The organism is Pseudomonas sp. NBRC 111140 (assembly GCF_001320885.1).
In the GTDB taxonomy this organism is placed as follows: domain Bacteria; phylum Pseudomonadota; class Gammaproteobacteria; order Pseudomonadales; family Pseudomonadaceae; genus Aquipseudomonas; species Aquipseudomonas putida_P.
This window is the reverse complement of the sequence record NZ_BCBQ01000003.1, coordinates 13325-38022: the sequence shown is the minus strand read 5'-3', so window position 1 is coordinate 38022 and position 24698 is coordinate 13325. Positions and strand designations below refer to the sequence as shown.

At 54.2% G+C, this 24698-nt stretch carries 17 protein-coding genes; 7 read left to right on the top strand and 10 right to left on the bottom strand.

The features are described 5' to 3' along the window. The first annotated feature begins 62 nt into the window (after positions 1–62). From APH42_RS01605 to rfbA, 4 genes are all read left to right on the top strand, one after another. Positions 63–2060, top strand: a complete 1998-nt coding sequence (locus APH42_RS01605; protein ID WP_060492580.1) for a nucleoside-diphosphate sugar epimerase/dehydratase — start codon at positions 63–65, stop codon at positions 2058–2060. A 155-nt stretch (positions 2061–2215) separates the two neighbouring features. After that, positions 2216–3286: a dTDP-glucose 4,6-dehydratase gene (gene rfbB / locus APH42_RS01600; protein WP_012271056.1), complete on the top strand. Its 1071-nt coding sequence runs from the start codon at positions 2216–2218 to the stop codon at positions 3284–3286. Beyond that, the gene (rfbD, locus tag APH42_RS01595; RefSeq protein WP_060492579.1) at positions 3283–4188 is read left to right on the top strand and encodes a dTDP-4-dehydrorhamnose reductase; all 906 of its coding nucleotides are present in this window, start codon (positions 3283–3285) and stop codon (positions 4186–4188) included. The genes rfbB and rfbD overlap by 4 nt, the downstream gene beginning before the upstream one ends. Further along, on the top strand, positions 4185–5066 hold the full coding sequence (rfbA, locus tag APH42_RS01590; RefSeq protein ID WP_060492578.1) for a glucose-1-phosphate thymidylyltransferase RfbA: 882 nt from the start codon (positions 4185–4187) through the stop codon (positions 5064–5066). The genes rfbD and rfbA overlap by 4 nt, the downstream gene beginning before the upstream one ends. A gap of 99 nt (positions 5067–5165) precedes the next feature. On the opposite strand, the gene APH42_RS01585 is transcribed toward rfbA, so the two are convergent. Continuing rightward, a complete protein-coding gene (locus tag APH42_RS01585) occupies positions 5166–5897 on the bottom strand; it encodes an SGNH hydrolase domain-containing protein (protein ID WP_374701032.1) in 732 nt (243 codons plus the stop codon). Positions 5898–6010: 113 nt separating this feature from the next. Here APH42_RS01585 and tnpB point away from each other — a divergent pair, with 113 nt between their 5' ends. The 3 genes from tnpB to APH42_RS01570 all read left to right on the top strand — a co-directional run bounded on the left by tnpB (position 6011) and on the right by APH42_RS01570 (position 8243). Beyond that, entirely contained in the window at positions 6011–6370 is a 360-nt protein-coding gene (tnpB, locus tag APH42_RS01580) for an IS66 family insertion sequence element accessory protein TnpB (protein WP_060492576.1), read from the top strand. Positions 6371–6388: 18 nt separating this feature from the next. Continuing rightward, positions 6389–7915 (top strand): IS66 family transposase, encoded by a 1527-nt coding sequence (locus APH42_RS01575; protein ID WP_060492575.1) that lies wholly within the window; start codon positions 6389–6391, stop codon positions 7913–7915. Between the two features lie 67 nt (positions 7916–7982). Beyond that, a complete protein-coding gene (locus tag APH42_RS01570; RefSeq protein ID WP_060492613.1) occupies positions 7983–8243 on the top strand; it encodes an IS66 family transposase in 261 nt (86 codons plus the stop codon). A gap of 207 nt (positions 8244–8450) precedes the next feature. On the opposite strand, the gene APH42_RS01565 is transcribed toward APH42_RS01570, so the two are convergent. The 9 genes from APH42_RS01565 to APH42_RS01525 form a co-directional block, all read right to left on the bottom strand. After that, the gene (locus APH42_RS01565; RefSeq protein ID WP_060492574.1) at positions 8451–9539 is read right to left on the bottom strand and encodes a DUF6270 domain-containing protein; all 1089 of its coding nucleotides are present in this window, start codon (positions 9537–9539) and stop codon (positions 8451–8453) included. A 486-nt stretch (positions 9540–10025) separates the two neighbouring features. After that, positions 10026–11033 (bottom strand): D-glucuronyl C5-epimerase family protein, encoded by a 1008-nt coding sequence (locus APH42_RS01560; RefSeq protein WP_060492573.1) that lies wholly within the window; start codon positions 11031–11033, stop codon positions 10026–10028. A 220-nt stretch (positions 11034–11253) separates the two neighbouring features. After that, entirely contained in the window at positions 11254–11637 is a 384-nt protein-coding gene (locus tag APH42_RS01555) for a hypothetical protein (RefSeq protein ID WP_060492572.1), read from the bottom strand. A gap of 72 nt (positions 11638–11709) precedes the next feature. Further along, complete coding sequence (locus APH42_RS01550; RefSeq protein WP_256217751.1) at positions 11710–12927, bottom strand: glycosyltransferase family 4 protein; 1218 nt, start codon at positions 12925–12927, stop codon at positions 11710–11712. Between the two features lie 7 nt (positions 12928–12934). Continuing rightward, positions 12935–14170 carry a glycosyltransferase family 4 protein gene (locus tag APH42_RS01545; protein ID WP_060492570.1) on the bottom strand — a complete coding sequence of 412 codons (1236 nt, stop codon included), beginning with the start codon at positions 14168–14170 and terminating at the stop codon, positions 12935–12937. Next, entirely contained in the window at positions 14167–15906 is a 1740-nt protein-coding gene (locus APH42_RS01540; protein ID WP_060492569.1) for a hypothetical protein, read from the bottom strand. Before APH42_RS01540 ends, APH42_RS01545 begins: the two co-directional genes overlap by 4 nt. Before the next feature lie 42 nt (positions 15907–15948). After that, complete coding sequence (locus APH42_RS28955) at positions 15949–16362, bottom strand: hypothetical protein (protein ID WP_082421364.1); 414 nt, start codon at positions 16360–16362, stop codon at positions 15949–15951. A 12-nt stretch (positions 16363–16374) separates the two neighbouring features. Next, positions 16375–18174 carry a DUF6270 domain-containing protein gene (locus APH42_RS01530; protein WP_082421365.1) on the bottom strand — a complete coding sequence of 600 codons (1800 nt, stop codon included), beginning with the start codon at positions 18172–18174 and terminating at the stop codon, positions 16375–16377. A gap of 7 nt (positions 18175–18181) precedes the next feature. Continuing rightward, on the bottom strand, positions 18182–24694 hold the full coding sequence (locus APH42_RS01525) for a methyltransferase domain-containing protein (RefSeq protein ID WP_060492567.1): 6513 nt from the start codon (positions 24692–24694) through the stop codon (positions 18182–18184). Positions 24695–24698: the final 4 nt, after the last annotated feature.

Sequence of the window (24698 nt, the reverse complement as noted above, 5' to 3'; positions counted from 1 at the left end):
GTTGTGCGGTAGATGTGTTGAAGAGTCGGTTAATGACAATCAGAAGAAAACTCTGGGAGCCTATGGACAAAGTACGCAAAAAACTGCTCGGGTTACCGCGTAGACAAAAGCGTCTGTTGCAGGTGCTGACAGATGTAGTGCTGGTGTGGTTCGCACTGTGGATGGCGTTCGTGGTGCGTTTGGGCATCGACGATATGGCCAACCCGTTGATTGACCATACTTGGCTGTTCCTGTGCGCGCCTGTGGTTTCCATTCCCCTGTTCATCCGCTTTGGTTTGTATCGCGCCGTCATGCGCTACTTTGGCAATGATGCGCTGATTGCCATCATCAAGGCCGTGACGCTGTCCGCGCTGATTCTGGGGTTCATCATTTATTGGGCAAGCAATCACCAGAACGTCGTGCCTCGCTCGATCACCTTCAACTACTGGTGGCTGAGCCTGATCATGATTGGCGGGTTGCGCCTGGCCATGCGTCAGTATTTTCTGGGTGACTGGTTTGCCGCGGCTGCACAGCATGTGCCTTTCGCCCAGCGTGACGACGGGCTGCCCAAGGTCGCCATCTACGGCGCTGGTGCTGCCGGTAACCAACTGGTTGCCGCCTTGCGCATGGACCGGGCCATGCGCCCGGTGGCATTCATCGATGACGATGCCAGCATCAGTGACCGCGTGATTGCCGGGCTGCAGGTTTACCGCCCGGAACAACTTGACCAGATGATCAACGTGACGGGCGCCCAGGAAATTCTGCTGGCGATCCCTTCATCGACGCGCACCCGTCGCAGGGAGATTCTCAACTTCCTCGAAGGCTTCCCGCTGCACGTTCGCAGTGTGCCGGGCATCATGGACCTGGCCAGCGGCCGAGTGAAAGTCGATGATATCCAAGAGGTCGACATTGGCGACTTGCTGGGGCGCGATACGGTGCCTGCCCAGCCAGATCTCCTTGAGCGCTGCATCACCGAACAAACGGTGCTGGTGACCGGGGCTGGCGGTTCTATTGGTTCAGAGCTTTGCCGGCAAATACTGGGGCAGGCTCCCAAGTACTTGCTGCTGTTCGATCACAGCGAGTTCAACCTCTACAGCATTCTCTCCGAGCTGGAACAGCGTGTTTCGCGGGAGTCTTTGACTGTAAGCCTGGTGCCTATTCTGGGGTCGGTCCGCAACCAATCTCAGTTGCTGGACATCATGAAAACCTGGCGGGTCGACACCGTCTACCACGCCGCCGCCTACAAGCACGTGCCGATGGTTGAGCACAACATCACCGAAGGCCTGATGAACAATGTCATCGGCACCTTGCACACCGCCCAGGCCGCGCTGCAGGCCGGGGTTGCCAACTTCGTGCTGATTTCCACCGACAAGGCCGTGCGTCCGACCAACGTGATGGGGAGCACCAAGCGCCTGGCCGAAATGACGCTGCAGGCACTCAGCCGTGAAGTAGCACCAGTGCTGTTTGGTGACAGCGGCAAAGTCTCGCAGGTAAACAAGACTCGCTTCACCATGGTGCGCTTCGGCAACGTGCTGGGCTCGTCGGGCTCGGTGATTCCGCTGTTCCACAAACAGATCAAGGCGGGCGGCCCGCTGACCGTCACCCACCCAAAGATCACCCGTTACTTCATGACCATTCCCGAGGCTGCGCAGCTGGTAATTCAGGCCGGCTCCATGGGCAAGGGCGGCGATGTGTTCGTGCTGGACATGGGCGAGCCGGTGAAGATTGTGGAGCTGGCCGAGAAGATGATTCACCTGTCAGGCTTCAGTGTGCGCTCCGAACGTAACCCCATGGGCGATATTTCCATCCAGTTCACCGGGTTGCGGCCGGGAGAAAAGCTGTATGAAGAGCTGCTGATCGGCGACAATGTGATTGCCACTCGCCACCCTATGATCATGAGTGCCAACGAGGACTTCATGGCCTGGGAGACGCTCAAGGAGTCCCTGCGGCAACTGATGGCGGCAGCCGCGGCTGATGATTTTGTGCGAGTTCGGCAGTTGCTGCGTGAAACCGTGAGCGGCTATTCGCCAGAAGGCGAGATTGTCGACTGGATCTACCAGCAGCGCCGTCTGGAACCCTGAGCCACCCGCTTGCACAGGGCCGCAATGCGCCCCCTGTGCCTGCGCCGCGCCAACTTGAATGTCACGTTGACATCGTCTTCGCTCTCGAACCATCCGCTAACAGGCTAGAATTTGGAAAGTGGAAGAGCAGACTCTGACAACGGAAGCAGACAAACATGACCATTCTGGTAACCGGCGGTGCAGGCTTTATCGGGGCGAACTTCGTTTTGGACTGGCTGGCCGGCAGTGATGAGCCTGTGGTCAACCTGGACAAACTTACCTACGCGGGCAATTTGCAGACCCTGCGCAGCCTTCAGGGCGACAAGCGCCATATCTTTGTGCACGGCGACATTGGCGATAGCCAGCTCGTCGCAGAATTACTGAAAGCCCACCAGCCACGCGCCATCGTCAACTTTGCCGCCGAGTCCCACGTCGACCGCTCGATCCACGGCCCGCAAGCCTTCATCGAAACCAACGTCGTTGGCACCTTCCACTTGCTGGAAGCCGTGCGTGCCTACTGGGGTGGCTTGAATGGGCCGGCGCGCCAGGCATTCCGCTTCCTGCATGTGTCCACAGACGAAGTCTATGGTTCGCTAACGGCTGGCGAACCGGCCTTCACCGAAACCCACCAGTACCAGCCCAACAGCCCGTACTCGGCCAGCAAGGCCGCCAGCGACCACTTGGTGCGTTCGTATCACCACACCTATGGCCTGCCGGTGCTGACCACCAACTGCTCCAACAATTACGGCCCCTACCATTTCCCGGAAAAGCTCATCCCACTGATGATCGTCAATGCCTTGGCAGGCAAGCCGCTGCCTGTGTACGGCGACGGCCAGCAAATTCGCGACTGGTTGTTCGTCAAGGATCACTGCAGCGCCATCCGCCGTGTGATGGAAGCCGGCAAAGCCGGAGAGGTCTACAACGTCGGTGGCTGGAACGAAAAACCCAATCTGGAAATCGTCAACCGTGTCTGTGCGCTGCTGGACGAACTGCGCCCGCGCACCGACGGCAAGCCCTACGCCGAACAGATCACCTACGTGACCGACCGCCCTGGCCACGACCGCCGTTACGCCATCGATGCCCGCAAGCTGGAGCGCGAACTGGGCTGGAAACCCACCGAAACGTTCGAAACCGGCATTCGCAAAACCGTGGCCTGGTACCTCGACAACCAGGAATGGGTGCAGAACGTGCAGTCCGGCAGCTACCGCGACTGGGTCGAGAAAAATTACGCAGGGCGTTCTGCATGAAGGTATTGCTACTGGGCAGGGACGGCCAGGTAGGCTGGGAGCTGCAACGCAGCCTGGCCCCGCTGGGCCAGGTGCTGGCACTGAACGCCCGTAGCCAGGCGCATTGTGGCGACTTGGCCAACCTGCATGGCCTGGCCGAAACCGTACGCGCCTTCGCACCCGATGTCATCGTCAACGCCGCTGCCTACACTGCCGTGGACAAGGCCGAAAGCGACCGGGAACTGGCCTTCAGGGTCAACGCCGAAGCTGTCGATGTGCTGGCCCGAGCTGCCGCCGACTGCGGCGCACTGCTGGTACATTATTCCACCGACTACGTGTTCCCGGGGCAGGGCACCCAGCCTTGGCGTGAGGACGACGCCGTCGGCCCCCTGAACACCTATGGCGCCAGCAAGCTGGCTGGCGAGCAAGCCATTCTGGCCGCTGGTTGCCAGCACCTGGTTTTCCGCACGTGCTGGGTATATGCCGCCCGCGGCAACAACTTCGCCAAAACCATGCTGCGCCTGGCGGCGGAACGTGACAGCCTCGGCGTGATCGACGACCAGCACGGCGCCCCGACGGGCGCCGAACTGATCGCAGACATCACCGCCCATGCCATCATCGCCACCCGCCGTAATCCGGCCCTGGGCGGCCTGTACCACTTGGCCGCCGGCGGTGAAACCACCTGGTGCGGCTACGCCCGTTACGTATTGGCGCAAGCGGCTGCTCATGGCGTGCGGCTGAAAACCCATGCCGAACAGGTCACGCCTTTGACCACTGAGGCCTACCCGACCCCGGCCAAGCGGCCGGCCAACTCGCGTCTAGATACCCATAAACTGCAGAAGGCCTTTGCCCTGACCCTGCCAGACTGGCGCCTGGGTGTGGCTCGCATGCTGACGGAAATCCACGAGAAAGGACCACTATGAAGCGCAAAGGCATCATCCTGGCAGGTGGGTCGGGTACCCGCTTGCACCCCGCGACCCTGGCCATTTCCAAGCAACTGCTGCCGGTGTACGACAAGCCGATGATTTATTACCCGCTGACCACACTGATGCTAGCGGGCATTCACGACATCCTGATCATCTCCACCCCGCAAGACACCCCGCGCTTCGAGCAACTGCTGGGCAATGGCCACCGCTGGGGCATCAACATCACCTACGCCGTGCAGCCATCCCCGGACGGCTTGGCCCAGGCGTTCCTGATTGGCGAAGACTTCATCGGCAACGACCCCACCGCATTGGTGCTGGGCGACAACATCTATTACGGCCACGACTTCCAGCAACTGCTGCGCAGCGCCATGGACCGCCGGGGCAGTGCCAGCGTGTTTGCCTACCACGTGCAGGACCCTGAACGTTATGGGGTGGTCGAGTTCGACGGGCAGGGGAATGCGATCAGCCTGGAAGAGAAGCCGGCCAAACCCAAGTCCAACTATGCCGTAACCGGGTTGTACTTCTACGACAATGACGTGATCGAGATTGCCAAGGGCATTCGGCCGTCTGCGCGTGGCGAGCTGGAGATTACCGACGTGAACCGGGCGTATCTGGAGCAGCACCGGTTGTCGGTGGAGATCATGGGGCGCGGGTATGCCTGGCTGGATACCGGGACGCATGACTCGTTGTTGGAGGCTAGCGGGTATATCGCCACGATTGAACGGCGGCAGGGGTTGAAGGTGGCTTGTCCGGAAGAGGTTGCTTACAGGCAGGGGTGGATTGGGGCGGAGGAGTTGCTGAGGTTGGCTGAGCCATTGGCTAAGAACGGGTATGGGCAGTATTTGAAGCGGTTGGTGCAGGATAGGGTTTATTGAGTACTAAAGCCACGCCTTGTGTGGAGGGCCACCTCATGAGCCTTTGACCGCACAGTATTGCTGATGCTCAAAGCTCCCTCTTGCGAGGGGGCGTGTAGTTTATGACTGGTGTTTACCAGTGATAGTACTCAAGATATTTGGCATCTTTTCGTACAATTTAAGCGATTCTGTTGTGCTCAAGTGGCCCGGGTCTCGGTAGATTGGCACGCCATCAATGATCGTTTTGTACGAATTGGCATCGCAAAGCGCATCGGACAGGTAGCTAACTTTGGCGCCGAGAGAACTCTCCGCGTACTTCATGAGGTTTAGCACATTCTTGTGGGAGCGTTCGAACAGTTTCCTATCAAGCATGCACTTGCTGGATTGATTGGTGAGCGATGGGTTTGCCATCTCCCCCTGAATGCATCCCACTAGAGTGGTGTTGAGCGGTGGTGGTGGGGCAATGATTACCACTTGCTTGCCCAGCGCCTTAAGTTTCTCGACAACCTCTCGCATATCCTTCATAGCTCGTTCCGGTGTCGACTTCGCGATCTGCATAGCTCCACTGGCGTCGAAAGAAATCGACTTGTAGGTGTCTTGCATGTACTGCCCGTATGAGCCCGCCAGAATTACAGTGTCGATCGAAGGTGTTTCGCTGATGAATTTGAAGGCGCTGTCGTTAAAGCCAACACACTGACGTGCCAGCTCTTCGAAATTGCTCCGCTTGGCGTTCGGTTCGGTGTTCAGGAACGGGGCGCATGCACTGCGGGTGGCTTGGCGAATGTCGATTTTTTGCGACTGGGAAATCCCCGGGATGTTGTGCATCGCGTAGGAGTCGCCCCAAACGATAATCTTCGGATCAGGCGAGGTACGGCGCTTCGTAAGCGCTCGATGAAACCCACATTCAAAGCGCTTACCTGATCCCCGATGCTGTGCTCCCGATTTCTTTCTGGAGTTCGCCGACTATGATGCGACCCGACGCCAAAGTCGAAAAAGTATACCTCTACCCCAAGCCCGTCGACTTCCGAAAGTCCATCGATGGCCTGGCTGCGCTGGTCGAACTCGATATCAAAGTGGCGGTGTTCGACCCGGTGCTTTTCGTCTTCCTCAACAAGCCGCGCAACCGCGTGAAGATCTTGTACTGGGAACGCAACAGCTTCTGCCTCTGGCTCAAACGCCTGGACTCCGAACGGTTCAAAACCTCACCCGATCCGACTGACGTGGCCATCGTACTGACCGTTCAGGAACTGAACTGGCTACTCGACGGCTTCGACCTCTGGCGCAACCGTCCGCATCAGGTTTTGACGCCTCGATACGTCGCCTGATTCGGTATAATCCGCGGCATGATTTCCATGCCCGAAGACCTCCCTGACGATCCTGTTCTGCTCAAGCAACTGCTTGAGCAGATGATCAACGAGCGGGCGTCCGACAAGGGCAAGATCCTTCATCTCGAAGAGGAAGTTACGCTGTTGCGCCAGCGCCTGTTCGGGCGAAAGACCGAGCAGACAGGCGATGCGGCGACGCCACAGTTGCCGCTCTTCGACGAAGCGGAAAGCCTGGCAGAACCCTTGGATGAGGCCGGCGACGAAGAAGTCGTTGCACCGACCAAGCGCCGTGGTAACCGCAAACCACTGCCGGCTGATTTGCCGCGTATCGAGGTTGTCCACGAACTGCCCGAGCATGAGCTGACGTGCGCTTGTGGCTGCCGCAAACATGCCATTGGTGAAGAGGTCAGCGAACAGCTTGAAATCGTCCCGATGCAGATTCGCGTCATCAAACATGTTCGCAAGGTGTATGGCTGCCGCGACTGCGAGTCAGCGCCCGTAACGGCGGACAAGCCTGCCCAGGTGATCGAGAAGAGCATGGCTAGCCCGAGTGTGCTGGCCATGCTGCTCACCACCAAATACGTAGACGGCCTACCGCTTCATCGCTTCGAAAAAGTGTTGGGGCGCCACGGTATCGATCTCTCGCGCCAAACCCTGGCACGCTGGGTGATTCAATGCAGCGAGCACTTCCAACCGCTGCTGAGTCTGATGCGCGAAAGCCTGTTGAGCAGTCGGATCATCCACTGTGATGAAACGCGTGTGCAGGTGTTGAAAGAGCCGGGTCGTGAGCCCAGCAGCCAATCCTGGATGTGGGTGCAAACCGGCGGCCCACCTGAGCGGCCAGTGATCCTTTTCGACTACGCCACCAGCCGAGCGCAGGAGGTGCCGACGCGCCTGTTGGATGGCTATCGCGGCTTTGTCATGACCGACGACTACGCCGGTTACAACGCGCTAGCTGCACAGGACGGCGTGGAGCGGTTGGGCTGCTGGGCGCACGCACGCCGCAAGTTCGTCGAAGCGCAGAAAGTGCAGCCCAAGGGTAAAACCGGGCGCGCAGACATCGCCCTGAATTTGATCAACAAGCTGTATGGCATCGAGCGCGACCTTAAGGACGGCAGCGATGAAGATCGTAAGGCTGCCCGCATGGAGCGCAGCCTGCCATTGCTGGCTCAGCTGAAAAGCTGGGTAGAGAAAACGCAACCTCAGGTCACGACGCAGAATGCCTTGGGCAAGGCCATCGGCTACTTGGCCAGCAACTGGAGCAAGTTGGAACGCTATATTGAGCACGGCTGCTTACCGATCGACAATAACGCAGCCGAGCGTGCGATCCGCCCGTTTGCCATCGGCAGAAAGAACTGGTTGTTCAGTGACACGCCCAGAGGGGCGACGGCCAGTGCGCAACTTTACAGCCTGGTCGAGACGGCCAAAGCCAACGGCCAAGAGCCCTATGCGTGGCTGCGCCACGCACTGGAACGCCAGGCGTCCTCCGTGGAAGACTACGAAGCGCTGCTGCCGTGGAGTTGCACGCCTAAAATACATAGTTAAGTGCTCCCCCATCGTGGGTCAGATGGGGCCTACGAAGCGCTTGAAGGACAAGAGCGGGGTAACGACCATGGAATACGACGAAAAACTGATTGAAGACGCAGTGCTTGCCTTGTTGGCAGCCTATAGCTCCGACAAAGGTAACGCGTGGAAAGGATTTGACTTCGAGATCATGAATCGACTGCATGAACGGGGTTTCATCAGTGATCCAGTTAATAGAAACAAATCCATCTGGTTGACGGCGGAGGGGCTGGAGCGAGGCCGACAGCTAGCTGACAAGTTGTTCGGGTTAAAGACTCAAGCGGGGCAGGTGCCCGACTCGAATACCTGATTTCCCCGTCCTTCATGTAACGGGTGGGGTTTATGGATCGCTTACGCTTTACCCATTGCAGGTGGCGGTTGCGATACCGCATACCTGACTATCGGAGAGATCTGAGTCCAGTTTTCAGGAGGGCGTTCTCGGGACATTAGCCGACCGAAAATCCTGTGTGAGAAAGAAACCCGATCAAGATGTAGTGAGTGACCGACTTATTCCTGGCTAACATTCAGGACGTTTGAAGTCTTTCGCAGTGCACTGGCAGGAGATTTTTTCCCCGTTTGGATCTTGATAGAAAGCCATCACGGTTATTTCTCCTGAAATTTCTGGAGCAGGGAAGCGCGCAGACTGTGAAGCCTCATACCAACGTGTCGCATGACGAGTGCCGTCAATGAGCAGATAAAATGCAAAGTTGCCGCTTTCGTGAATCTTTCCGTCCATTACCAATGAGCAGTGAGCAAAGATATCGCTCTCGGTCTTATAGGCCGAAGCAGTAACTTTGGCTCCGTTGGAAACGAGAGGTAAAGCAGTCGGCAATAATTCGATTGTTTCAATATCTGCGTCGTTGTCGAAGTTTGTCGCAGTTATTAAAAGTTCCAAGGCCTTTCTGTAGTAGCGCTCGCAATAATGGAAGGGGGATGCACCCCAGCGGTGAAATTCGTCCGCTGTTAGAAAGTCAGGTTGGAATTGTAGGAATTGATGTTTTCCGAGCTTTTTTTCGAGTTCGCTATACATCCAGTCCAACTCCTGATTGGCTTTTTCGGTAGCAGCCAAGGAAGCAGGGAAGTCAGAGACACTGGCATGTTCAAAGCGGGTAGCCCAGTAGACTTTATTGACAACAACGGTGTCTAGCTTGTTATGCTGTTCCAGCACACTCAGGAATTTATTCATTCCCTGAATCCATAGCTCACGGTGTTCGGCAGAACCGTGCTTGATTAATTGGTAGCCACTGACGCAATTGTCAGCCAGCAAACCACTTTCGGAAAGCTCATTCGAATTGGTAAGGATTTGCCCAGTGAGTAAGGTGACCAGATCAAATCTTTCATCGATAAGGTCGATCAATATTACGTCAGCACTGCTGAGCTTTTCCGCTTCTGTAAGTATTTTCTTAGAGAAATCGCATGCAACCATGCGCCGCCGAAAGTCTGAAGGTATACGATTCAGCGCTTCCTCATTTTCGTAAGGGGCGCTAGATAGTGAGGCCATTGAGCATCTTGCAAAGTAATCCGTTAACTTAAAGTTTCGGCTCTCTTCTAGGTTGAATATATCTCTAGATACACAGCTACCGTAAATTATTAAGTTCTTGATCACTATTCGCGTCAGCCTTCTAGAATATTTAATGAAAGGATGTAGAATCTTTCCCTGCCTGGACCTAGCCTAGTCCTGAGCCGCTTCGCTTCCGTAGAGGGCAGATAGGTTGAAACACTCACAAAGCCACAAAGATGTAACAGAGGATTCATTATCCATAGGCAGCATTAGGAATGCAACGCAGCCTTACGATCAATTCACCTTACTGAGCGAATTTTTAGCCTAGCGTGAGTAAGAGTCGCATTCTGGATCCAATCTGACAATTTTGTTAGGGTTCATTGAACCTCTTGGGCTTCAGAATGTCTGGAAAGCGAAATCCTGTATCACGATTATAAATTTAACGACGGAATCCAGGTTTTGCAGCGTTTGTGAAGCCCGTCACGCTATTGAGCAGGCCACCTAAAGGGCAGCCTGCTCAAGTAAATTATGACCTTCGGAAGGTTTTTATACGGTGAGTTCGGAGAATTCAAAGAGTTAAAGCGAGTCGTGCTACAAAGGTTTAGGCACTTCGGTATTCATCGCTTGGTTTTTCAGGGATCCGTAGAAAGTACGTGCAGCGTCTCTCCCTGCTAGGTAGGTGTCTCGCTCGCATTCTTTGATGAATGTCGAATAAAACCTTTCAAATGTGCTGGCGGTTGCTTTCAATTTTTCGTCGTCTGTTGCTTCGGCAAGGCATTTCGCAAGGTGTACGGCTCTTGCTTGTCCGTAATCTGGCAGAATTACGGCTTCAAGAGAATAGGAGAAGTATTTGTTATCAAATATCTGGCTGGCTAGATTCTTTGACATTGCTAGAATTGCTTGCTCGATGATATGGTCGGCAAAGCGCATGTTAGTTAGTTTTCGAAATTTCATCAGAGCAATGATTGCGCCTATGTGGCCATTGTAGACGCGAAAACGCATCTTGCCATCCTCTTGCATCTCGGTGCCCAGCTTTTTTAGGTACTCCACCTCATTGTCTTGAGGTGTAAAGACGTATTCGTATAACCAAAGATCATCTTTCGAATCTTTTCCGGATATTTTAATTTTGGCGTCTTTTGATATGATTGTTCTGATTAATCTGAAAGACTTATTTAAATATTTTTCATTTTTGGTTGCTTCGTATAGTCGCATGTATCCGTATGCCGTGTAAGCATTCATGAATGCGCCATAGAAAGGCTTTTTCATTGTTGCCCAGTACATCGGGAACGCAAAGTCATTTTTAATATAGTCGTGGTCTTCTATGGTTTCTGTATAGATAGATGCTGCTAGATCAAGGTAATTGATCTGGTCATGTATGGTTTTTGAAAAGCCATTTTTCTTGCTCGAAGCATCTAGAGCGCATGCGTTGATTGCAAAGGCGAACGGGTTGAATGGCTGGTGATAGTCGGATACATACTTTTCCGGCCAAGGTCTGAACAAGTCCAGATGATGTTTTGGCTGCCAATCGCCTCTGTTTGGACCCGAGCTCATTGCCCTGTCAAACCAATCGCTTGTCAATGCTTCGTAATGGATCTTCATTTGTCCTTTGCCTTGTGTCCCTATGTGATGGTTAGCCGCTATTCAGTGTTAATTTTTTTAGTTTGCGACTTGCTTCTTGGGGGCTTAGTCAATCTGCTGGGGAATGAGATGGATGCTATGAGAGTGGTCTGTTACTTAGAAGCATATTCCCACTAAGAATCGTCCTTAGTGGGAATACCAAGCTACGCAATTTAAATAGTGACTTTAAATAAAGCGTTGTTTACTGGTTTTTTTCCTGCCAATAAATGCTGACTACAGCCGGGTTTTTGTCGTTAACCAAAACGCCAATTGTGGGCGAGTCTTTTTTGATGTAGTGAATTTTTAGAGTCGTTGAGGCTGTATTCGGTTGCTCGGAGGCGACATAGCCCAACGCGCGGAAGCGCTCATCAACTTTTGCTTTGGTAGCATCTTGTGCGACTGTGTACTGAACTTCGAAGCTCTTCAAGGTGCCATTTTCAATAGGCTTGCTGGTGTTTTTAGTGATGCTGCCTTCAAGGGTCAGCTTTTCGCCTGAAGGGAGCTGGATATCAACGCCTTTTTCTTCATTGCATCCGCTCAAAGCGAGCAGGCAGGACAAAACAGCAACGCAGGTGATCTTTTTCATTTTAAACTATAAATCCAGGGTGGTTGGTGTAGAGGTGTGATTTCGAATTCTAGCAAACTTGGTAGTTGGTTACTATTCTGTCTGCTCAAACTCCGCATGTTTGGGTGAGGTTTTGAGCAAGTCGAAGGCCATCCTCCTTTTGATAGCTGTTCTCGAATATTTTTGTATAAATTCATTTCGAGCCGTCGGGCGGAACTCCAGGCTTCTGAAGGATCGGATTGCGCCTTCGATATCGCATGGGTTGAAAACGGCTGCGTTCTGGATACGCCTGCTGGCAAAGCGGCCAGAGTAGCCTGACAGACCAGCCAGTATCGGCTTTTGCGTAGCTGCGTATTCGAACAGTTTGGACGGAAGCACGCGACGGAATGCTTTCATATCATTCAAGTGTAAAAACAAGACGTCGGCTTCACGATAGAGCTTAAGTAGGGCGTCCCGCCTCATTGGCGGGGCCAGATATACATTGCTTACATTTTCGCGTTCAATGGCCTTCTTAAGTCGCTCAATAGCACCGCCAGAGCCAATGAGGTGAAAGTCCACTTCCATTTCCAGGCGTTTGGCCAGTTGTGGCACTATCAGGTGTAATCCTTGACCCGCACCTATATTTCCTGCGTATACAATTTTCAGCCTGCGCGGTTTCGCGGGTAGGCTTTGTATAGCAACGGGTGTCGGGAGCGGTGCTAGGAAAAGCTCATCAATTCCGTTGGTGTAGTGAGTGAAAGCTTTCTCCGGATAGCGCTTATTGAAATAAGGAGTAAATCCGGGTGAAATAAGATTCACTTTGGCGGCTTGCCGGATAGTGGTAGTCTCTACTGATGAAAATATAACGGAAGCTATTTTCCCCAGTGCCGGAGGGAGAACGCCTTGCAAGGTGTCTACAAAAATATCCCTGATGTCCAGGTATAGTTTGGTGCCTGTTCTTTTGGATATGTAGGCACCTAGCGATGCGGTCATCAGGCGTGATGACGTAGCGAAAATCAAATCGTAGTGTTTGTTTTTAGCCGTTTTACACACTTGCATGGCAAAACTGCCAAATGAAAAAGCTTGGTCGATGAAGCCGCTTTTATGCGAGGGCACGGCAAGGCGCCGCACAGTCAGGTTGGGAAACTGTTCGTAGCTGCAAGCGCTGGTCTTGAAGGTATGGTATCGATTAGGTTGCGTGGTGATGACATCGATTTCCACATGATCGCTGACATTATCGAGAAGTGCCTTTACCAATGCTTCCGCACGGAATGATCCCGCCGACAGGTCCGGCGGGTAGTAAAAGCTCAAAAAGAGAATGCGGGTTTTCAAGGCCGGTTTACCTGGTTTGAGACGGAGCAAACAGTACCCGCTCATAAAGATCGATTAAGCACTTTTCCTGGGTTTCCCAGTTCAAAGTCCGTGCTGTGCTTTTCGCATTGGTGGCAAAACGTTCGCGAAGTTCGCGATCATTTAGTAGTTTCGCAATGGTATGGCCAAGTGCTTGCTCGTCATTTGCCGGTACGAGCAACCCAATGTCATTGTTTCTGACGATCTTACGGATCTCAGGGAAGTCAGTGGCCACCACAGGCAAGCCGGCAATCACATATTCGAAGAGTTTGTTTGAGTCCGTCGTATAGTGGTTCAGGCACGTGTTTTCGATAGGCTGTACACCAATATCGGCAGAGGCCGTATAGCTAGGGAGATCAGCCAGCGCTACCGTCGGGATAAAATGGACTTTATGCTGAATGTTCAACTCGTGCGCTAACGCCATGAGCGGTTGTGCCAGCCGGCCTCCACCAATTAGAACGAAATAGCAATCAGGCACATGCTGTGCACAGCGGATCAGCTTTTCCAGCCCGCGTCCTTGCTGCAAGCCACCTTGATATACAACTATTGGCCAAGATTCCACCAGCCCCAGCTCATCTCGGATCTTGTTGGAGCGCGGGCTCTCGACAAGCCGTGGACGATTCTGCAGAACCAGTGGCCGCGCCACACCGTAAGCTCTGGCGAAGTATTTGGCGCGTGCATCGGTTGTGGTGATGGTGCCGTTGGCAGATGGCATCAAACGCTTTTCGACGAACCCCACCACTTTTCTCAAGCTTTTGTAGCCTTCGCGACTTGTGCTGATCTCATGGGCGTCATATACAAGCCTTGACCGTGACAATTTCGCAGCTAGCCAGGCAGTGGGCAGGGTGTTTACATCGTGTGAGTGAACCACCGGAGCGCGGTACTCAAGCATTTTGAGGAGCAGGGCAAAATGGGTCCAGCCGCGTGCGATGGCTCTGAACACAAGCATCTTCAGGCTGGCTTTGATTGGGGCAGGCCTAGTGGCCTTGACAGTTGCATCGGTAGCAACTGGTCCACTTTTCTTGCGCAGTTTCCACAGAGGAGAGCGGGCAACCCGAACGACTTCGATGCCGTCTTGCAGGACGGTGTACTCTTCGGTGACACCAGGGGTGTGCAGCGCAAATACCCTAACCTTATAGCCTGCACGTTGCAGTGTTTGTGCCTCTTTCATTACGCGTGCGTCATTGAGGAACTCGTTCCAGACAATCATTGAGACTTTTGTCATTGCGTTGCCCCCTCTGCAGCTACAGGTGTATCGAGAATTTCAATGCATTTAACAATGTCGGGTGTCAGTGCAAGGGCTGCCGAATAGTCTTTTCGCACGATGTGTCTTTCCAACATGTACATCAGTGCGGCCAACCACACTTTTTGAGGGTCGGCGGAAGCTAGCGCCTGACGTTGATCTGCGCTGCGCAGTGTTTCGAGCAATGCGTCCTTCTGGGCGACAGGCCAGCTGCAACCAATCGCTTCGATTCGCCAATTGCTCCAGTGGCTGAGAACAAATCCGGATGTAGGCGACGCCAGTATCGTGTTGTTGGTGATGTCCAAGGGTACAATCTGGCGGGGGAGTGCGGCGAGATGGTGGGTAATAGCTGGCAAGTTGCCGATGATACGTTCAACGTTGCCTGTGTCATCCACATTGATGCATGCCAGGCGCAGCGAGTTGATTGTTGCTTCATCCAGGCGCTGCTCAAGGTACAGGCGCGTGCGGGTAAATTGAGCAATCAGCGCTGCTGAGGGCTCAAGCAGGATCAGTTTCTGAGCAATTGCAAGAATGCCTTCGCCAATTTTTCGGCCGCCGCTCAGCTTTTCTGCACCTTCAAACTTGTAGACATGGCAGTCAATGTCGTTGACTTTATAGTGTCCAACAAATGGCAGACCCGGCAGGCAAGGTTGTGTAACCAGCAGCGTCCGCTCCTGCAAGGCTGAAGACGAAATATTGCTTCCAAATACCTTGACCAAGAGTGCGCCTACATCGTCCTGCTGGTCCAGTTGAAGTGTGAACGCGTAGATGTCTGCAAAGCCCACTTGGTGCCAGTGCATCTGGTAGCCGCCGGCTGCTTCCAGGTTCAGCTTTTCAAGAAGTGCTTTGACCCATTTCTCTCTATTTTCAGCATCCAGAATGTACTCGAGGCCATTGCTCTGTGGTCGAAGTTCGATAAGAGGCTGGGATTGATAGAACAACGCGTTTACTTGTCTATGCTGAATGCGTAGGCCGACTATGTCCAAGATCATGCTGGACAGCCTCTGCAGTCCTTGTCGCATGATCAGCACGGCAATCACTGCATTGAAGATCTTGCTGTGTTGGTAGTATAGAAAGTCGGTAACCAGAAAGAAAAAACTCAAGAGAAAGCCGGTCGCGGCCAAGGCGTTGAGGATCGGACCGTGATGATTATGAAAACTCTCGCGAACTTTTTTCACGTGGTTATACGTCAGGACGCAAACACTACCGGCAATGACCAAGTACGCAAGAATTGCCAGCAGCAAGCTAGGGTATACGTACAGCAATGCCAGCGCGCTGAGGCTGAAGAAAGCTGCGCCGGCCATGGCGCGATTGAAGCGCGAGTAAGCATTGGTGGCAATCTTGTCTTGGTTCTCGAATAAGTTAAGTTTCGAAGTGCGCGCCAGAAGTGTCCGCGTACCTTTGCGACAAAGCAGTGCGGTGGCTAGCTCTGACATCAAATAGGCGATGTAGCAAAGCGCTGCCGCTGCAGTCAGCGCATAGATCAAATGATCTTTCTCGAGCGTTTGCAAAATGGACGGGAAATAGGAAGGTGTTTTTTCCGAGCCCAGCAGAATGATGACTTTGAGCGGCAAAAAAAATGCCAGGAGAAGAAATATCTGACTGGCCAGCGTGCTGACTTGTACGAGAAACGTGATGATGGGTACGACCCGGATAAATTTTATGCCCAGGGAGATGCACCAGCCGATAGTTGCTCTGATCTGCTGTTGGAGTTTCATATTAGGCCGAAACCGTGCGCACAAACTTCAAACGTACGTCCATCATTTTTCCTGCCAGTAGATGCTGGCAAGTGTTTCGTAACCGTCGTCCTTATTTTGCGTGACGAAAATTGCACCAATTGGAGGGACCGCTTTTTTGTAGTACTGAACTTTAAACTGATTGGCGTCATTGGCAATGATCTTGCGGGTGTAGCCATTGGCTTTGAGAACTGCATACACGTCGTTTTCGGCAATTTTATCTACACCGGAGTAAACGAACTCATGCATGCTCAGGAATCCCGCATTGTTAGGCTTCTTGTGAGATTTTTGATGCGTCCCTCTGAGAAGCACATAAGTGGAATCACTCAGGTGCAGGGCATTGGCAGACTTATCTGCCAACGTTACATCAGCTGTAGGTGGTTGTTCACAACCAGCCAGCATGGTCAGGAGCGCAATAAAGAAAATATATGGCTTCATGGTGTGTTCACTTCAATTTATGACCCGCGCCAGCAATTGCTTGGCGACGGTGCTGTAGTAGGTGCCATGGTAGTAGTATGGGCAGAATGCCCACTTGTGCTCATTTTTAGAAACGTACTGCACCATCTTCGCAAAAGCTTGTTTTGCAATCGTTCTGTAGTAAGAACTGTCGTAGTGATAGGGGCAGTAAGCCCAACGCGGGGCACCTCCGGCGATCAGCCCGGCATCTTTGCCGCCAACACGTTCAACCGGGACTGTCGAGTCATCCAGGCTTTCAAGCATCGGGTCGATGATCGCGTTATTCAGATCAATCAGACTCTCGAAGGTGCTGCCGGCGAAGCTGGAAATGGTTTCTTTGCTCTTGTACTGACTCGCCCAGTTGGCCTGATGCACAAATATGTTCGGGCACAGGCTGGCTACACGATCTAGGAACACGGGCAGGGCCCAGGCGCGCAGTCGCTTTGCCTCTTCACTCCAGGGGGCTTGCACGGAGTAATCGATACCGCATTTGGTCAACGTCTTGAGCATCAACGGGCTGGCTGTAACAATCGAGGTGCCAAACGTTGCAATGCCGATGCTTTCGTCAAAGAAATCAACAATAACGATATCGGGGCGAGATTGTTCAAGCTGCTGCCAATGCTCTTTCGATGCATCCCACTGAACGCGGTAGGCTTCTGCGTCTTTTGCCTCAACGCTGAACCGTGCATCAAGACAAGGCGGCGCCATGTACGAGATCACTGACGATTGAGACATGTAGAAACACACCTCAAAGCGCTCCAGTGCCTTCTTCTGAAACTTGAACAGATTGTGGGAAGCGCTAGAGCCAAGAATGGCGACGCGTACCTTGACCGAACCCGCTTTGACGGGGTTTGGCCGTGATGCCTTGATCTCAAGCCTGGCCTTCTTTGACAAGAGACCATTCACCACGGATGCGTCAGGCCCATCGATGCTCTTTTGCTCAGCCCTGAGTTGCCGGCGTACGTTGTTGAGTTTCTCAAGGTATTTGTGAGGCATGCCCAGCGGCGATTGTCTGAGCAGTTTGCTCAGGTATTCAAGCCGTGCTGGTTGCAGGCCAAACCGAGCAAACAGGGAGGGGTCGAAGCCTTTAAGGCTCTCAGGCGCCCAGAGTATGCGAGCCCGAGCCCCAAAGAAGTAGGAATCGCTGAGGGGATGTTTGGTGTAGAGATACAGCGGTTCTTCACGCGTCAGGTGAATGTGCTCAGCAGAGATCTGCTGTTGCTCCAAGGTGGATACGACAAGATGATGCGCATACTGGGTAATCACATGGGCTTTGGGGCCAATGGTTTTGTCGACCATCGTAAGTGCCAAAGCCAGCGTGTCATAATCGACCGGGCGATAGCACTCGTCCGAAGGCAGGAACTCCAGGCCGTTTTTCAGCGATATGAGTAATACCTCCGAGATGTTGTGCTCGGAGGTGGCCTCAGCCTGAATCAGCTCGATGACGCTCTCGTGAATACAGTCATCGTCGTCAATGCGTGAAGTGATGAGCGTTGTCACTTCGACATTTTTGATGAGCTGCATGATTTCCCGGCTGACCATGCTGTAGTCACTGACCTGAAGCGTGCGGGCATTCAGGCCAGTGTCACGAAGCAATTGTTCAAGACGCGTACGGTGCAGAATCGGCAATGCCTCATCAATGAAGATGACCCACTCGAAGCCTTGATTGCTCTGGTTGGCCAAGGATGGAAGAACAGTGTTGGCAAAGATTTCCAACCTGTAGGACAGCCACAATTCATCCTTGATGCCGATACCAAAATTGGTGAAAACAAAGTGCTTCAAAGCAGGTTTCATCATTTCTTCAATGGTTCTTGATCACTGCGATTTCCCGCTCTGCCATCTTGTCGCCGGCGCTCTGCCCGCGAACTCGGTTGGCCGCAGCCTTGGATTTTTCTACGAAGGTGTTGCCGTTGAGGTACATCTCCTCGATTGCCTTCGCCAGTTGTTCGTAGCTTTCTGGCTCGACCACGTAGCCGGAGGCGCTGTCTACAAACTCAGGAACGGCAGCCACGGCGGTAGTAACCGGAACGAGGCCTGACGACATGGCTTCGTCACGGGATACCCCTTGGGTGTCCATGCGGCTCGGGCAAAGGAAGATTCCGTAGTCCTTGTGCGCCTCGGCAATTTCCGTGTGGTTGAGGAAGCCCTGCTGGATTTTGACGTTACTGAAGTTGCGCAGTGGTTCCAGAGTCTCGTCGAATAGCGGACCATCACCGATCAGGCAGAACTCCATGTCGTTGAACCAGGACTTGCCCGCCAGGCTCTGGATCGCTTTCACGGTCAGGTCGTTGGCGTAGGTCTTCGAGGTATAAGGACGAATGGACAGCACTTTCTTGCGCTGCTCGGCCGATTTCTCGCGATAATCGAACAGTTCGGTGTTGATCGGGTTGTGGATGATCTCGAACTGGCCTTCCGGCAGACGGAAGCCCAAGTCTTCCATGACCTCTTCTGCAAAGTAGCGCGATACGAACACCAGTTTCAGGTTCGGGTGCATCGGCAGCAGAAGCTCGCGCCAGAACGCCATGCGTTTTTCACTGGCAAGCTTGCCCAGGTGCAACTGCTCGTCAGTGGTGAAATTGAACTCACGACGCCACCAAGGCTGAATATCTGCCCCGTGCACCCAGACAGTGATGCGTGTGGAGTTCAGGAACGGACGCAGCGCGTTCCACATCTGCTCGTCGAGGAAGTGTACGAGAATCGACTTGTAGCGATTCTTCTCGATCATCTTCGTCAAGGTCGAAGCGGAGCCAGTAACTACATCCACGTTCTGGAACTCGTGGTAGCTCACCGTCTCGTTTGGTCGTAGACGGAATACGTCCACGTCGATGCCGCGTTCCTGATAGGCCGTGACCCGGGTGTGCACAAACTTGTTGCGGTACAGGTCGGAGTAGGCCGGATAGTGGTTAGTCAGCAGCAAGTGTTCGCCGCGGCCCATCATTTCCGATGGCTGCAGATTGCGATGGCCAAGGACCAGCACCTTCAGATCAGCACTGCCGGCAGCGTAAGCGCGCAGGCCGAAGCGTATGTAAGCAGCTTCCGGTGGGATATCGGCAGTCTGATTACGGTTGGCGTATTGCATTACGTGGCTAATGCGCTGCTTGTCTGCATCCAGGAACAGCACCACCAGTTGCAGGTTCAGGCCAGGAGTGCAGTCCACGAACAACTTGAGACGGCCATCTTCGCAGCCCAACTCATCCACACGCACTTCCTGCTGGGCATAGATGTACTCATGCTTACCGTCGCTCAGCTTGGAATGCACGCGCCACGTATCACCATCAACCACCAGGTCAACGAATTTGTTGCGAATGACGCCAAACATTTCTGCCAAGCCGCGACCGGTGATTTCCGGTGCGTCGTGGCTGACCTGTAGCGGGGCAATGGACTGTGCGCGGGCTTGCAACTGGTCGATGGTCATGCCCAGGTTCAGCTCAAGGTCGTTGACCTCGGTGCTGATGCGTTCTTGCTGCACTGCGCCGTTCTCGCAGTAGTTGAACGGATCGATGGCCACGCCTTGTGCATGGGTGTACTGCAGTGACGATAGGCTCTTCAGCCAGCTGCGCAACGGCTGTGCGGCAACGATTTCGGTTGCAACCAGCGAGCGGCGAGCGCTCAGATTTTGGATTGGACGGTAGGCCTGTTCGTTGGACTGCAGTTCGGCGTGCTGGCCTTTGCAGGTGAAGTGTGCTGCTTTGCCTATCACCTGCGCATTGCTATAGCGGGTTGCCAGCGCCAGGTCGAGCAGGTAGTTCGGACCGTAGTAGTCGCCTGCCACGAAAGCTGCGACCCAAGGGGTATTGCCAACCAACTCGCCCAGCGAGCTCTTCTTCAGTTGAGCCGGCTTGAGCACCAGGATGCGTGGGTCATCGCTTACGATGCTGCTCTGGTAGGCATCACTGATGATGACCATGCGGACTTGGGGATAAGTCTGGCGGTCCAGATGAGCACGCAGCATGTCGAACTGCTGGCGGTCCTGTGCCTCGCCGATGACCACAATCTCCGGCAGGCGTTGGGCCTTCGCGGTACCGGTCACCTTGCTCATTACGTATTCCAGGCGCTGGGTATAGGTATGCTCTTGCATCACTTTACGCAGGGCAGCCAGGCGCAGCTTGTCGCTATTAAGCGGATCCTCGGCCAGCAATTGCAGGCGACGTAGCATCTCTTCGCCATTGTCGGTGGTCACCACCAGGTCCCCGAACAGCAGACGCACACCGCGCGAGAAGTTGCTGACGGTTAGGGTGTTGCAGCCAAGCAATTCGAACACGCGACGGGCAAACATCGATTGCGATTGCTTGATCGAGTTCAGGTTGATCGCGTAGCGGTAGCCCTTGTACGCCGTGTCGATTTTCTCGAAGGGCAGGGTGCCGACGATGTACGGCTGGTACTCCTCTGGGAACTGGTAGTTGACGTCGTTCTTGCCGAAGTTGCGGTCGAAGATTTCCAGCGGGCGGAACTTCGGCAATTCACAGACGAAGTTGCCCAGGTCACGGGTACGCTCCGGGTAACGGGCGTAGTACGCACCAGCGAAGCAGAATGCGTCTTTGCGCTCATACAGCTCGATAGGATTGTGCAGCGCTGGCTGGCAAGCGAATGGCAGTAGGTAGACACGATCGTGACCGAGTGCACCTTTGTAGCGGTGAATGCAGTCGATGTCGGTGGTGAACACGTGGTCGAACTGCTTGGCAGTGGTCAGGAAGGTCTCGAAGTGAACCGGGTCTTCCTTGTTCCAGAACACGGTCGGTACCTTGTTCTGACGACACCAGGCCAGAATGTCCTGCAGCTCTTGCCCGTTGTGGCCAACCTTGCTGCCCCATAGGTCATCCTTGCCGCGCCAGGCTGATTCAATGAACAGCAGCTCCGGGCCAAAGCCTTCGATCTCGGCTTTCCAGTTCGCAGGCGTCAGCGGCATCAGGTCGCATTCGTAGCGATAGGAACCGAAGGTGAACTCGTCCATCACGCAGGCCACTTTGAGGCGGCTGACGGGCTGATCGACCTGACGCAGCAACGTAGTGCGGGCCTGCTCGCTGGTCGCCAGGGTGGCCGGTAGCTTGAGGTAGTTTTCATCCTGCACAGGTGCAGGTGGAAGCAGTGCCTTGAGCGGTTCATTGGCGAGCAACTTTTGCTCGTTCTGCTGGCGTTGCTGGCTTGCCTTACGGTACAGACGGAGCAGGCGAACTGGCAGCTTGACCAAGCCGCCCAGCGAGGTGGCGCTATTTTTGATTTGATAGCCGAGCTGATAGGTCATGCTTGCGCGGGTTTTCACCAGGCGCTGCTCCGCCAGGTGGCGCTGAGTGTTGGCGCGCCCCAGGTTTTCATTAAGCTCGTCGATCTTGCGTTGCTGTGCGGCACTGCGTTCCAGCAGTTGATTGAGGCTGGCCTTCAATTGTGGGATCTGTTCGCCAGTCACAGTGCGGTACTTCATGTTTGCCGCGCCGAGGCCCGCTTTGGAAGAGTTAAGTTCAGCTTCCAGTTGCTGGCGCAGGCCTTGCCATTGCTCGTTGGTAGCTGCAAGGCTGGCTTCAGCTGCCTGACGGCTGCTGCTTTCAAGCATCAGCTGTTCTTCCAGCATGTCTTTGGCCTGACTCAGCGACTTTATGGTCTCTGTCAGCGCTGCCCGAGCTTCCTCAGAATCATTATTTGCAAGCACCAAACGCTCTAGCTGATCTTCCAGCTGTGCGCGTTGCTCAACCAAGGCATTGATGGAGTTTGCCTGAGCAGCATGCTCGCGCTGGGTTTGTGCTTGGACGTCGTTCATGATCTGCAACTGAACTTCCAGTTCAGCCTGACGGCCTTGCAATGTATTGACTGTTTCCGCTTGAGAGGCATTCGCCACTTGGCTTTGAACCTGCAACTCGCTCATGGCCTGCCGCTGGTTTGACAGCTCTGCTTCCAGTTCCGCTTGACGTGCTTTTAAAAGGGCGATGGTTTCTGCCTGAGCAGCGTCGGCCCGTTGTGTTTGGGCCTGCAATTCCTTCATATACTCCAACTCGCTTTCAAGTTCGGCTTCCAGTTCCGCTTGGCGCATGCGCAGCGTAGTGATCGTGTTGTCTTTCTCTGCAATCTCCTGATTGCTTTGCGATTGCAGGCGGGTCATCGCATCAATCTGGTTTTGCAGCTCGGTGTCCATTGCCGACAATTGTCCGCGCAACAGTGCGATCTCTTCGATGTGGGCCGTGTTGGCTTGGTCGGCTAGATCTTGCAGTTCTGCAGCTTCAAGTAGTCGACGCTCAAGTTCCGCTCGAAGCGATTGAAGCGAAGCAATGGCTTCGTTATGGCTTGTTGCGGACTGTTCGGCTTCGGCCTGAAGCTCGCTCATCGCGTGCAGTTGGGCTTCGAGGTCTGCTTGCAGTTCTGCTTGGTGGGCCTGCAACTCAGAAATCGTGTCAGCCTGATGAGTATTGGCCTGTAGTGTCTCGACTTGGAGTTCAGCTGACTTCTGCAGTTGTAGCTCTAACTCCGCTTGCTGCGATTCGAGCTCTGCTTTAACTGCCGCCTGATGAGCGCGCAACGCGGTAATTGCATCTATATGCTCTGCATTTTTCTGCTGCTCATCACCCAGTAGTTCAGCTGCCTTTTGCTGCGCTTTCTCATGTTCGGCAACCAATGCAGCCTGGTACGCACGCAAGTCGTTAATGGTGGCGACATGACCACCGTTGACTTCCTCTACTTGGCTCAGCTGTTCGTTTGTATCTCTGAGCTGGCTTGCCAGCGCATCATGATCTGCCTGCAATTCCAAGAGCTTTGCGCTCTTCAGTGTTGCACGCTCCTCAGCGGATGTTCGCTGCTGGACGGTTGCTTGCAGCTGTTCCTCAATCGAACGTTGCAACTGTTGCAGGGACTCCAGGGCTTCTTCCTGCTGGCTTACAGTCTCGCCAAGCTGGTTGATGTGTATACGTTGGGCGTCTGCGTTATGAAGCGCTTCTTGTAGTTGTGCCTGTGTCGTTTGCAGCTGCTCTCCCTGCAGCCGTTGCTTGTCTGTGGCGTCGCGAACTTCGTCAGTTGCCTCTGTCAATTGCTTCTGCGCTTCGGCGTACTGACTTTGCAGCACGTCGAATCGCTGTTCCGCGTCTGCAAGGTTTTGTACACGCGCCTCTTCAAGTGCCGCGAACTGTTGTTCCAGAAGACCATATTGTTCAGCTGCACTGAGGCACTTCTGGCTGGCATCGCTCAACTGAGACTTGAGTGTATCGAGCTCTGCACTTAGCTCCTGCACATTGCGGACGCTGGATTCCAGTGCTTCCCGGCTTGATTGCTCCAGTGCAGCGATATCGGATTCGCGCTCCTTGAGTTGACGCGAAAGGGCCTCGGCCTTCTGGGCTTCGGGCTTCAGCAACGCGAGTTGTTCTGTTGCTACACGGTATTTCTTGTTGGCCTCTTCCAGACGCTGCCTGATCTCTTCAAGCTCCTGAACACGCTGTGCCTTGGCTTCGAGAATTTCACGGTTCGACTTCTGAAGGTTCGCAATATCCGCATCACGTGTCTGCAGTTGCTTGGACAGCGCTTCAGCCTTTTGCGCCTCGGGCCTGAGCTGGGCAATTTGCTCGGTAGCACTGCGATACTTCTTGTTCGCGTCCGCCAGCCGGGTGCCAATTGAGCCCAGGCTCTCGCGCAACGTACGCTCAATCGACTCAAACGCTTTCTCGAGCTCTCGCACGCGCTCGACTGTCAGTGAGTCGATAGTCCCCGGCTTATGCGTTTCACTCTTGACGGCAACAATGCCCAACCACTTGCCAAGCATCTTAACTTCGATGATCTGCAAGTGCTCGGCCAGCAGCCGGAACGGTTCCAACAGGTAGAACGTGTGCTTGTGGTCAATGAAATCATTGACCCCGAACGGTACGGTGATCACCAGCCGCCCACCCTGCTTGAGCAGTTCGTAGGCCTTTTCCACGAACAGCTCCGGGCGCACCAGGTGTTCGAGCACTTCGCTGATGACCACGGTGTCCGGCTCAACCTCGAGCGTATCCAGCGCGAGGAAGTCTGAATTGATGTACGTGACGTTTTGCTGGATGTGTGCCGGTTCGGCAGACAGGTAACCCTTGGCCTCTTCGATGGCCTGCGGGCTGGTGTCCACGCCAGTGACCTGGCAACCCTCACGTGCCAGCAGCAGGGGCACGATACCCTGCGAACAGCCGACATCCAGGATCCGACGCCCTTTGACCTGGGCGCAGATCCAGTGGATGCGGGCCTGCGTTTCGCGCATGAACTGATCACCCAGCTTGCCGTAATAGGCTTCCATCACGCGGTCATGAATATCGGCCAAAGGTGAAGGCAGCTCTGTGTTCACGGTAGGTTTCTCAAGCGTGGGGTTGTTCATGCGG